The following is a 12761-nucleotide window of genomic DNA, read 5'->3' as shown; positions in this document are numbered from 1 at the left end:
TTCAGCGCAGTTGATAAAAATTTAACTAACCTCGACGCCATGTATGGTATTTCTCAAGCCAGTTTAATATCGTTTCGGGCGCATGATTGCGTTTCCATTCACCAGCCGCGTATTTGTTAGCCTCTGCCCATGTCGGGTACATATGAATGGTGCCGAGTATTTTGTTCAGCCCTAAACCGTGCTTCATCGCCAGTATAAATTCTGGCATTAAATCCCCAGCATGTTCAGCGACGATGGTCACGCCAAGTATTTTATCTTTGCCTTTAGAGGTAATGACTTTGATAAAACCATGATTGGCACTTTCCGTCACCGCGCGATCTAAATCTTTAAAGTCGTAGCGGGTAATCTCAAAATCGATGCCTTTTTCGATAGCTTCTTGCTCATTTAAGCCCACGCGTGCGACTTCTGGATCGATAAAGGTTGTCCACGGAATCACGCGATAATCTACTTTAAACTTCTTTAAATGTCCAAACAAACCATTTACGGCTGCGTACCATGCCTGATGAGAGGCGACGTGGGTAAACTGATAAGGGCCAACGACATCACCTGCGGCGTATATATTGGGGTAGAGGGTTTCTAGATAGTCATCAGTCTCGATAGTACGCTCCGTTTCGATGCCCAAATCTTCAAGACCATAACCTTCTAAGCGGGCACTGCGTCCAACGGCACAAAGCAATTCGTCATATTCAATCGCGATTTCTTGCTTGTTCTGACGGTCTTGCTTAACGGTACTGTCGCCTTGCGCTTCAACGATAATGAACTTTTTACCATCGCGAGTTTCGCAGCGAATCGCTTGATGCGAGGTTAAAACGTTTACGCCGCTCTCAACGAGGACTTTCTGCGCAAATTCTGAGACTTCCACGTCTTCTTTTTTCATGAGACGCGCACCTCTTTCGATCTGGGTCACATCGGAGCCTAAGCGTGCAAAGGCTTGCGCCAGCTCAGAGCCGATTGGCCCGCCGCCAAGGACGACCAGCTTTTTCGGTGCTGCTTCTAATTCGGCAAATTTATTCCATATAGTATCGCTGGTTACGTAGCCCGTTTCTTCCAAACCCGGAAAATCTGGTATAAAGGGACGCGCGCCAGTCGCGATAACGATGGAACGTGCGGTGAGTGTTTGCGTGCCGCCATCGTTTAGCGCAATTTCTACCGTCCACGGGTCGATGAATTTGGCATAGCCTTTTAATACTTCAACACCCAAGTCCGTATAACGCTCGACGCTGTCGTTTGGCGCGATGTCAGCGATGACTTTATGGATGCGGGTCATAACGTTCTTAAATGAAAATTCTGGTGGGGTATTTTCCAAGCCGTAACGCTCAGCATGGCGCATTTGTTCTGCGACTTTCGCGCTTTTAATCAAAGCTTTACTGGGTACACAGCCATAGTTTAAGCAGTCACCGCCCATCTCACCCGCTTCGATTAAGGTCACTTTTGCTCGGACGGTCGCCGCGATATAGCTAGTGACTAGCCCGCCAGCACCTGCGCCAATCACGATCATGTTCCGATCGAATTTTTTAGGTTTGCTATAGTTTTTATAGACGCGGCGTTTTTTTAGCATATTTAATATGCCTTTTGCGATTAATGGGAAAAAACCTAACAACGCAAATGAGACAATCAAATTAAACGATAAAATCCCCGACAAACTGTCAATTTGCGCCAATTGCGTACCAGCATTGACATATACGAAGGTGCCAGCGAGCATACCGATTTGGCTTACCCAGTAGAATGTCCTCGCTTTAATCGCGGTGACACCCATCAATAGGTTAATTAAAAAGAAAGGAAATATCGGTACTAAGCGCAAGGTAAATAAGTAAAACCCGCCTTCTTTTTCAACGCCAGCGTCAATGGCTGCTAAGCGCTCAGGAAAGCGCTGTTTAATCGTATCACGCAGTAAGTAACGTGAGGTTAAAAAGGCGAGTGTCGCACCAATACTGGAGGCAAATGAGGCGACCAATAAGCCTTGCCATAAACCAAATAATGCGCCAGCTGCCAAGGTTAGGATAGCGGCACCCGGTAAGGATAATGCGGTGACGACGACATATAGCAAAAAGAATCCACCGATAATCAATAATGGTGATTGCGCTTTGTAGTCGTTAAATTGCGCCATCGACCCTTTTAAGCCGTCAAGCGTCAATAATTGATTGAGGTCAAAGTAGAAAAAGCTTGCTGCTAATATTAATATTAACAGTATTAACAATATTCTTTTAATCATAAAATATCCGGCTAAGTAGTAGAGCGAAGGCTAAAGTCATCGTCATTCTTTTATGATTAAGAACCTTGACCATGTTAGTGGTAATGACAAGTTAGTGGTAACGATAATTGCGTTAAGTTTTTTGCATGGTTTGTGCATTTATATACAATAAAACAGCTCACTCAGTAGTCTTCATAGTATAGAGCTTGAGTTTCGTAGGCTAGTATTTATATTCTTGCATGTTCAATCCAGCCCAATCTAACGACAAACATGACTGATGTTTAGACTAAAGAAACTTTTTTGCCCAAGGTTAAGGTATCCCAGTCTCTCATTAAGAAAAGCGCCAAACACGCAGCCAACATCGGCCATGCTGCAAAGAACAACAAGTTATCAAAAGGCTTGAGGTATAAGCCGAAGGTTGAGAACGTCGAAATCGCATGAAGTAGCAAGATGATGCCGTAAGTCCAAGTTTTGAATAATCCTGTGACAAACAACAGAATGAGGATGAATTGAGCCGCGCCAATGACATAGAAAACAGTGTCGCCTATACTTTCAAAACCATAAAAACTAGAAAAGACGCCGGCGGCATGATCAGGATTAATAAGCTTATCTAAAGTCCAGACTAAAAAAACAATGAAAATACCCAGTCGAAGCAATAACAGTGAAAGAGGGAGATGTTTTGGCATAAGTTATTTCTTCTTAATAAGCGTTAAAAGTGAGTGCAAAAGAGCTTGGTAAGTCTAATCAATAAAATATATGGCAATGACTACTATTGTCAGGCAGTAAGCGTTAATAAAGTGTTTATTTTGAGTGATTACTCAAAATTATACAAAATTATACAAAATACTAACGCTCAGTAGGTCAATAAAACGCATTGTAGTTGTTATTGAATGGTTGTTCAAGTTCGTAGCCTCAAGCATGCTACTGTTCCAGAGTATCGTTACGTTTTTCAACCAAAGCAGCAATGCTAGGTTAAAGGTGGTCGCTTTTCGTACAATAAAAAGCCCTTCATAGACTGATATAGTCCATGAAAGGCTTTTGGCTGACATCATAAGTATGATGAAATTGAACGGTTACCACATCAAATCATCTGGAATCACATAGGCGGCATAAGGATCATCTTCTGCCAGTACTTCTTCTGATGTATCGTTAGACACGACCATGAAGCCTTCCATTTTTGCATCGATGCGATCTGCCAACGGACGAGGAAGGAGTGCATAGCCTTCTTCTAAGCGTGCAATCACCACATGACCGGCGACGATTTGGTCATATAGTTTTTGAGTGACAAAGATTTTTTTAACCTTAGCATTATCGACAAATTGATAATTAACATCGCCATTGGTATCGGCAATCTGATGCTGCTTAATCATTTGGACGATATTAGCCTTGAGCATCTTCTCTTCTAAAATACGTTGTTTTTCTTGATTGAGCTTTTGATCTTTCTCTAGTTTTTTCGCTTGGGCTTCTGCCAATGCTTTTTTCGCTTCCATGCTTTCTGAGTCACCAGTACGCTTGGCATGCTGAGTCTGCTTGCTGATTTTCTTGGCTTTTTTGCTATCCACCAATCCCGCTTTTAATAACTGAGCCTGTAGGGCATTCTTTGCCATAATTCCATCACCTAGATAAGGATACTTAAATCATAAATGCTAAAAAACCATTGTAGCAAAATTCGCTACGGCATGTTGTTAGACGATGACAAGACTTTTTTTAATTATGGCAGAAGTGGGCACACATCGCTGGCTGAAGCCATTTAAATTGGTTATTATCAAGGCAGTGGATATGCTTTTTTTGCCGTTATATTTTTTGGTAACCATGTACTTTGGTAAATTTGTTTTTCGGTGACCATATTTATAGTGGGTATAGAAAGCTGTATAGGATTAAATCGTTAAATTTAAGGACGGAATATGACAACATCACAGCACATTTTAGCCTGTATAGACGGCTCGGCAGTGACTGAATCGGTTTGTGACTATGCAGCATGGTATGCCAGTAAATTAAATTTACCCGTAGCGTTGTTGCATGTGAGTGAGGTTCCAGCCTCGACCAGACGCGATTTGTCAGGCGCAATAGGAGTCAATAGCCGCCAGTTTTTATTGGAGGAATTGACACAGTTAGACGAGCAAAGAGCGAAGGTGGTGAACAGTTATAGCAATGCTTTGGTACAAGACGCAAAAAGCCATATTCAAGGTAACTTTACTCAGGTCGATATTCGTATCTATCAACGTCGCGGCAAGCTATTACCTGCCATTGAGCATTTTAAAGCAGAAAACCGTGCCATCGTCATGGGACGCCGAGGTGAAGATCACAAAAGCAGCCGTATTAATATCGGTAGCCAAATTGAAACCGTTGCCCGCGCATCTGACGTTCCTATATTGATTTGCTCAGAGACGTTCAAAGAACCTAGCTCATATATGATAGCTTTTGATGGTAGCAAAACGGCTATTAAAGCAGCATGGATGGTTGCGAGGAGTCCTGTATTAAAAGGATTGCAAGGTCATATCGTCATGATAGGCAATCATAACGACGCGTCAAAACAAAGCTTAAGCGCCGCAGCGGCACAATTGGAGGACGCAGGTTTTAGCGTCGCGGCACATCATTTATCTGCCTCCGATGCCGTCGACGGCTTGTTAAGGTTTCAGGTAGAAAACAACATTGATATGATGGTGGTGGGTGCTTATGGACATTCGAAATTGCAACAATTATTTCTTGGTAGTACCACGACAGAAATTATCGCCAGCACGCTATCTCCTGTGATTTTAGTACGTTGAAAACTCGGTAAGGTTTATAATAGTGAGGTGCAATCATTGCGCCTTTAGCTGTCGATGACGTTCAGTGAGCATATCTGACGTTTGCTAAAGGATCATCTCATCATACTATTTTTGGACATGGTTTATGCTTATTCATGCAGACTTTACTCGCCGCGCTGCCCTTATACCTGAGCAACACCAGTGGATTAAGTCACCACAAAATGGGGTAGAGCGCGTGATGCTTGACCGTGTGGGTGCAGAAAAAGCACGTGCCACTAGCCTTGTACGCTATGCACCCAATTCTTATTTTCCGCATCATCTACATCCATATGGTGAAGAGATTTTAGTATTGTCAGGTACTTTTTCTGCAGATGACAAACATTACCCAGCAGGTTGGTATTTGCGCAATCCACCGACCTCAGGACACAAGCCCTATAGTGATGAAGGCGCAGTGATTTTCGTCAAGCTACGTCAAATGCCAGCTGATGAACCTCATTATGTGGCTATCAATACTAAAGATAAGGCTCATTGGCAACAACAGGGCAGCCGTGATGTTTGTCCTCTATTCTCAGGTGATAATGAGCAAGTGAGTTTGCAGCGTATCAAGGCAGGCGAGTTACTGTTTAATGAGGCAGTCTGTGGTGGTGCAGAAATACTGGTGTTAGCAGGCGAGTTGATAGATGAGGGTCAAGTTTATCAGCGCAGCGGCTGGATACGTCTGCCAGCAGGTGAGCATGCGCAAATACAGGCAGGATCTGAAGGAGCTACAGTGTATCTCAAGACAGGGCATTTAATGCAAGTGATAGGGTTGTAAGGGTAGTGATCACATTTTATGAGCAGCTCACCAGCTGCTCATATTCTACAATGCCACTATATTTTGTCACTATACTTTTATTTAGCCAATAAAAGTAGATAAGAAGCGGGGTAATGATTAGTAAGGCAAAATTTATCAATCATTACTCAAACCGCTTTTAAAACAGTTCAAAAATACAAAACGTCATTGCTTATCATTCTATACTTTGGGCATCCTCTCGTTTGACAATTTTATGCTGATCTTCTGTGCTATCGACTTTCCAATAGCTAGATATGTACAAATGTGTTTTTGGTATTGGGCGATCTACCTTAAAATAATGGCGTAGAGCGCGCATACTATGGAACTCGCAAGCTGTCCAAACAGCAGGTTGTCCTGCTAGCCACGTAAGCGTTTTAACGCGATCAAGTAATGGGCTGCTTTGTTCATTTGGATGTGCATTTGGATGTGCATTTGGATGCGCGTTTATCACCCAATGAATGTCAAGGTTGTCTGGCTTCTTGAGTAGTTGCTTATCTGCTTCAGTGGTAATCTCAAGGACTGCATAGCCGTGTGCGTCAGCAGGTAGCTGGGCAAGATTGATGGTAATTGCCGGCAGCGCTGTCATATCACCGATCAATAAAAACCAATCTGCCTCATTGTTAATCAGCTTCTTTGGTCCAGGGCCGCCTACCAATATTTGCTCACCCACTTGGGTGTTACGTGCCCATGTTGAAGCAGGGCCTTCTGTCTCATGCAACGCAAAATCGACATCTATTTCGTCATCACGTTGAACGCTGACGGTATAGGTGCGCATCAATGGTCGAGCCTCGTCGCCTTGAGGGAATATTAGCTTAATGTACGCGCTTTCTTGATCTGCCGGAAAATCAGTCAGTCCAGCACCGCCAAGCGTGACGCGGCACATATGTGGCGTGAGGTATTTACTGCTAATTACATCTAGCATTCTTGGGGTAGGTTTTGCCATATTAATACTTTCCTTTATTTAACTGTTTCATATTTTTAGCTCATTTATTAGATTTGGTTCAGATTGAGGACATTCTCTAGTAATGGTAAGTTCTACATTGCCTAAAAATTGGCTTTTAGGCTGACGGACATTTGGCGCTCAGGTCCCATCCAGCAATTGTTAATATCATAACAAGCGCCAACATAGGTTTTATCAAAGAGATTGTTGACACTCGCGCCGACAGTGAGCATCGGATTGATTTGATAATTACCGCCAATGTCTACCAAAGTCACGCTTGGTAATTCGTCTGAGTTTTGCTTATCAAGTTGCATACCGCCTTCATAGCGTACGCCAGCATTGAGACTGAGCTTGTCAGTAGCATAATAATCTGCCCACAATGTTGCCTTGTGCTTCGCCGTTTGCGCAGGGGTATTGCCAACCACCTCAGGGTTGAATTCATCTTCTGTAATTTCAGCATCGGTATAGCTATAACTGGTGGCAATATCTACCCAATCATTAAGCATATGGCTGCCTGAGACTTCAAAGCCTTTGGAGGTAATTTCACCCGTTTGTGTTTGACTTCTATAATTGATTTCATCAGCCACCACGACGTTTTTTTGAGTGATATCAAATACTGCTAATGTTCCTTGTGTGGCGCGATTGGCAGAGAGATATTTGACACCAGCCTCTAGCTGATCGGCAGTCGTTGGCTTAAATGGCGCATTGGTAATAAAGTTACTACCGACCACTGGCTGAAACGACTGAGAATAACTAGCATAAGGAGATAGCCCATTATCAAAGTCATAGATAGCTGCGAGACGACCACTGGTTTTCGAGGCATCATTGTCAATGGTTCTATCACTATAGATGGCACCTTCAGAAGCCTTGGTTTGCTTAGTGATACTATCAAAGTTATCATGACGTAAGCCTGCTACTACTATCAAATCTTGCCATTTCATTTCATCTTGTATATAAAAACCAAGCTGGCTTTGTTCAATGTTTTCATTTTGACGATAAGCCTCTAAAGGCAAAGTATCGGCATTAATTTGCGAAAAATCTGGGTTAGACAAATCAAGGTTTGGCGTGCCATCTGCGCCAGCATCATAATAAGTGGCGGTACTGTCTGTCTCTTGATACTCAATACCAAATAATAAATTGTGCGAGGTATTGGTAGTATCTAACTGATAAGCAAGCTGGTTGTCCGTGGTCCAGTTGTTCATACTTTCATCGGTGGTGTAGGCCACGCGATTTATTATCTTATCACTACCACTTACAAACCCGCTGTTGTACATATTACGCTGCTGCGCGTCGGCGTCGGTATAGCGCAGAATGTGCTTGAACGTCAACTTATCATTGATGTCCCAGTTTATGGTAACACTTGGCATGAGTACTTCTTTGCTGAAGTGATTCCACTCATCGCCGGCATAGGCATCACTGCCCAGTTTGCCATAGCTGGCATGGTAGACAGTGCCAACGGCAGGCAGTGGGGTGGAAGGCACCATTTCCGGATCATCTTGATAAAACAGATTGGCAAGAACGGACACATCTTCTGTCGGTTGCCATTGCAGTGACGGATTGATCAGTGTGCGCTCTTCTTCTGTGGTCTGCATCTGCCCGTCTTTTTGTCGTTTTAACGCCACCAAACGATAATTGAGCGTATCTGTGATAGGTCCTGTCGTATCGACCGCCACTTCTTTTAGGTTTTGATTACCCACTCGCAACTGTACCTCAGATGCTTGAGTGCTTTTTGGGGTTTTGGCGACTTGATTGACCATGCCACCTGGAGATGCATAGCCATAGAGTGAGGATGCGGGCCCTTTGACCACTTCGACTGCTTCTGTTGCGTAGATATCGACTTGCGGCATCAGATTCCAAGCCCCATCGTAGGGCAGTCTTAATCCATCGTAAAAATTGGAGTAAGTTTTAAAACCGCGAATATTGTATTCATCAAAGATGGATACGGTACCGCGACTCTCAGTACTCACCCCTGGCTCATAACGTAACGCTGCATTGACACTGTCTGCTTGACGTTTTTGTAACAGCGCTTGATCGATTCTCGTATAGCTCATGGGTGCATCATTGGGATCTAACGCTGTTTTGGTGCCTGTACTACGATAGTTGTCGGCATAGACAGTAATGGTATCCAAGGTGGTCGATGGTGTCACAGTCTCATTATTATTAACATCACTACCAACATCATTATCGACGTCGTTCTCAACACTGTTTTCGATGTTATTCGGCATCGTCTCAGCATAAGCTGCGTGGCTCAAACCCATTGCCAATCCCAATTGCACCGCGAGAGTTAAACGTTTTTGACGAATGGATGTAGACGTTGAGATAAAACGCATCATATTTCCTTGTAAGTTATCAAATGCCGAAAGCGAAAGAAAAGGAATAATAACATTAATGATTATCATTATCATTAAAAATTTACAAACAAAGCGTTCTTAGTAAGATGTCGAGTGAAGTAGCCTCATTTTTAGCCATTAAGATGACTATGATGCAAACATGAAAATTGAAGAAACGCCTTAATATGACGATAATTTTTGACTATAAGCAATGGTGTTTACAAGGCTTTTCTCGTATGATGCAGCCGTCTATTTGGAATCAACTTTTAGATCAACAGACAGACAGGATTTATTACTACTATTAATAGGTCTAGGTCGTTCATTGAGCAACCAAAGATTGTTAAAGGTCATATTTATGAACAGACATACAAGTCAAGCAACCAATACTCAACGCTATTTTACGGTATGGCGTTGGCATTTTTATGCGGGAATGTTTATAGCACCTTTCCTAATTATCCTAGCTTGCAGCGCACTTGGCATGCTGTTGATGTCTAACATAGCAGGTCGTGATGACGATCGCCTCACCATTACCACCCCAGATTCAGCGGTGACAGCACCTATTTCTACGCAAGCTAAAAACGCGTTGAACACTTTATCTAACAGCACGCTGGTGAAATATATCGCGCCTCGTGATACGGGCACCGTTGCCTTGTTTCAAGTTAAGTCAGCCAGTCATGAGAATATGGTGGCGGTGAATCCTTATACGGCTGATATCGTCAAAAGCACACCGACTAATAGTGGTCTGTACTATACCTTTAATGATATTCATGCTGATTTACTATTGGGCAAAGTCGGTGATTATATCCAAGAAACCACTGCCTCATTAACCATCTTAATGATTCTAACGGGTTGGTATTTGTGGTGGCAAAAACGCAAATCACTCAAAGCCATGCTTATACCCAATGATGCTGTAAATAATAAGAAAAAACGCTCATTCATACGTACCATTCATGCGACATTGGGCAGTTGGATATCTGTGTTGCTACTGTTTTTCTGTATTTCAGGAATGGCATGGGCAGGCATCTGGGGCGAGCGAGTCGTGCAGGCATGGAGTCAGTTTCCTGCGGGCAAATGGGGCGTTGCGCCAATGCCGCTTTCTATTGATCACAGTCAACATCATGTTGGTATGGATATGAATAACGCTGAAGCCACGCCGCACGTTCATGGAGCAACACCAGCCACAGCACCCACGCATGGTGATGCACTAAATACGGGTAGTACCAAAGATGTGCCTTGGGTGCTTGAATTGACACCAATGCCAACATCTGGCACTGTCGCTGGCAAGGATGGTATCGCGTCCAATATACCGATTATGATCGATACTGTAGATCGATTTGCCCGTGAGATTGGTATTGTCGGACGTTACCAATTAAATCTGCCACAGGGTAATACGGGCGTCTGGACGATTAGCCAAGACTCAATGAGCTATGATATGAAAAATCCAATGGCTGATCGTACGGTACATATCGATCGTTATTCGGGCAATATTTTGGCAGATATCCGCTTTGATGATTATAATGCTTTTGGTAAATTTATGGCGGCGGGCATTGCTATTCATATGGGGACGCTTGGATGGTGGAGCGTATTGGTCAATGTCCTATTTTGCTTATCGGTTATTGCTATTTGTGTGAGCGGTTACATTATGTGGTGGCAACGCCGTCCACGTCATGCCAGTGAAAAGGTTGGACTAAATCCACCAGCGCGTGGTCTCAGTTTTTCTATATGGTGGCCGTTTGCCATTCCTTTGTTAGCAGTGGCAATCATATTCCCGACCGCCATCATCGCGATTGTCGCTATCGGATTACTAGATTTCTTAGTCATTTCACGGGTTGGTTTTTTACAGAAATTATTATTTTAAAATTAAATAAAATAAGAGAGCCATTCAAAAAGTCATTCTTATTTACACAAAATCAGGGCAACTTTCTAAAAGATGCCCTGATTTTTTATTGCTCGCCATTAACTTTTTACTAAGCCAGTATTCACTCCAACATAGCAATGGCATCGGCACTAGCACGTTGACGCTCTTCAGCATTTAACTCAATCAATCGGCCTTCTTTCATCAGTAATAATCGATCTGCATGCTCAAAGTAACCGTCATCATGACTGATGATAAACAGCGTTTTACCCAAGGCTTTGAGTTCAGGTATCAGTGTTTGATAAAACACTCGGCGAAAGGCAGGATCTTGGTCAGCCGCCCATTCATCGAGTAGCAGTATGTCTTTTTGTTCAGCCACGGCAATGAGCATGGCCAAGCGCTTGCGTTGTCCTTGTGATAGCTTGTCGGTCGATAATTGGTTGTCAGTCACGCTGACTTTATCTTGTAAATTCAATTTATGCAGCCATGTATTTACGAGCGCTTCATCGGGTTGCTGTCTCTCTCTACCAATCAGCTGTTTAAAAAGATGCTGATCGCTAAAAATGGCAGAAAAAAGCTGTCGGTAATCGGCGTTGTTTTCTGAGTCAACGAGCTGGCTGTCTATTTTTACAGCACCGATGCTAGGGGTGAAAATGCCTGTAATAATCTTGGCAAGCGTAGATTTACCGCTACCATTCGCCCCGATTAAAAACACCACATCGCCACGTTGCAAAGTCAGATTAACCGATTTTAGGATATCGCTAGCATGCTCATTTTCTTTGACCACTAGCTCATTTGCATCGGTATTAATACTTGCATAGCGATAGCCAATATCATTGAACGATATGGACTGCCAGTTGTTGACCACAATATCCGTTGTAAAGGTTGATTGGTACTCCGCCAATTCTAAAGATTGTATTTTATCCAGCGCCACTTGTGCCGTTTGTAAGGTCGGATACGCGCCGACGGCATGGAGGATGGGTGATTGCATGAATAGAATGGTTAAAGAGAAAGTGGTGGCAATACCCATTGGAATAGTAAGATAATTTGACACGGCAAACACCACACCAATGGCTGCGAACATCATAATATTCGACCAATTCACGGCGGATAAATGATACGTATCCGATTTAATCACTCGATTTTGATAAGACTTGGCATGATTTAAAAAATCATGTTTGTAGAGTTTTTCAGCGCGGTGTTGATTAAGCGCCAGCTCTTTGCGACCATCTATAATGGATTGATAGTCCTCATATAAAAGATCATTGATCTCTCTGAGCTCTCTTAAATGAGTATAGACATGCTTCACTAAAATGGTGCTTATCCAAATCGTCATCGCAATCCAAAACATGACAATCAATAATAATGGCAGCGACAACCAGCCTAAATAAAGGGCGACACCAACCGATAAAATAACGCCTTGCACCAGTTCTGGCATACGCACAAAGGCGACGGTAATCGATTGAATATCTGAGGATAAGCTGGCGAGTAACCGTGCGCTACCCAAATGATCTATTTGCGGAACTTTGGTATCGATGATTTGTTTGACCAGCTTGGTTCTAAGCTCGTAGACGAACTGATGCCCCAAACGGGTCAGTGCATATTGTGATACGAAGGTCGTGACTAATAGCAGCAGCACCAAAGCTGAAAATTGACCCAAGCTTGCCCACGATAAGGTATTAAAAACAGGCTGACTGATAAAGGTGTGATTGATATAGGCAATGATGCCCACACTGACCGCCGCATTCACCAAATTAAGGAAAATAACTTTAAGAAAGGGCAGGCGATAGTGTGCCCAAATCATCTGATATAAAGAAACGGTGGCGTGAGAGGACATAATGGCTCAATAATAGAATGGTTTTTTGC

The 12761-nt window shown here is 43.1% G+C and carries 9 protein-coding genes; 3 read left to right on the top strand and 6 right to left on the bottom strand.

The annotated features are described in order from the left end of the window. Nucleotides 1-25: 25 nt before the first annotated feature. The 3 genes from JMW64_RS08045 to JMW64_RS08035 form a co-directional block, all read right to left on the bottom strand. Complete coding sequence (locus JMW64_RS08045) at nt 26-2212, bottom strand: FAD-dependent oxidoreductase (protein WP_201554040.1); 2187 nt, start codon at nt 2210-2212, stop codon at nt 26-28. Between the two features lie 260 nt (nt 2213-2472). Then, complete coding sequence (locus JMW64_RS08040; RefSeq protein WP_201554039.1) at nt 2473-2877, bottom strand: hypothetical protein; 405 nt, start codon at nt 2875-2877, stop codon at nt 2473-2475. A 387-nt stretch (nt 2878-3264) separates the two neighbouring features. Then, the gene (locus JMW64_RS08035; protein WP_087814189.1) at nt 3265-3798 is read right to left on the bottom strand and encodes a DUF2058 domain-containing protein; all 534 of its coding nucleotides are present in this window, start codon (nt 3796-3798) and stop codon (nt 3265-3267) included. A 297-nt stretch (nt 3799-4095) separates the two neighbouring features. Between JMW64_RS08035 and JMW64_RS08030 the strand changes: the two genes are divergently transcribed. Continuing rightward, nucleotides 4096-4959, top strand: coding sequence for a universal stress protein (locus JMW64_RS08030; protein WP_201554036.1), 864 nt, complete (start codon nt 4096-4098; stop codon nt 4957-4959). 124 nt (nt 4960-5083) lie between these two features. Continuing rightward, complete coding sequence (locus JMW64_RS08025) at nt 5084-5752, top strand: cupin domain-containing protein (RefSeq protein WP_201554034.1); 669 nt, start codon at nt 5084-5086, stop codon at nt 5750-5752. A gap of 193 nt (nt 5753-5945) precedes the next feature. On the opposite strand, the gene JMW64_RS08020 is transcribed toward JMW64_RS08025, so the two are convergent. Together JMW64_RS08020 and JMW64_RS08015 are read right to left on the bottom strand one after the other, a co-directional pair. Further along, nucleotides 5946-6713 carry a siderophore-interacting protein gene (locus tag JMW64_RS08020; RefSeq protein WP_201554032.1) on the bottom strand — a complete coding sequence of 256 codons (768 nt, stop codon included), beginning with the start codon at nt 6711-6713 and terminating at the stop codon, nt 5946-5948. Between the two features lie 101 nt (nt 6714-6814). After that, on the bottom strand, nt 6815-9043 hold the full coding sequence (locus JMW64_RS08015; RefSeq protein ID WP_227694135.1) for a TonB-dependent siderophore receptor: 2229 nt from the start codon (nt 9041-9043) through the stop codon (nt 6815-6817). A gap of 352 nt (nt 9044-9395) precedes the next feature. Here JMW64_RS08015 and JMW64_RS08010 point away from each other — a divergent pair, with 352 nt between their 5' ends. Next, nucleotides 9396-10898 carry a PepSY-associated TM helix domain-containing protein gene (locus tag JMW64_RS08010; RefSeq protein ID WP_201554030.1) on the top strand — a complete coding sequence of 501 codons (1503 nt, stop codon included), beginning with the start codon at nt 9396-9398 and terminating at the stop codon, nt 10896-10898. Between the two features lie 121 nt (nt 10899-11019). Here the strand turns inward: JMW64_RS08010 and JMW64_RS08005 are convergent, their stop codons facing one another. Next, complete coding sequence (locus tag JMW64_RS08005; RefSeq protein ID WP_201554028.1) at nt 11020-12732, bottom strand: multidrug ABC transporter permease/ATP-binding protein; 1713 nt, start codon at nt 12730-12732, stop codon at nt 11020-11022. Between the last annotated feature and the right edge of the window lie 29 nt (nt 12733-12761).

This window comes from Psychrobacter immobilis (genome assembly GCF_904846065.1).
Taxonomy (GTDB): domain Bacteria; phylum Pseudomonadota; class Gammaproteobacteria; order Pseudomonadales; family Moraxellaceae; genus Psychrobacter; species Psychrobacter immobilis_H.
This window is presented reverse-complemented; position numbering and strand designations above follow the sequence as displayed.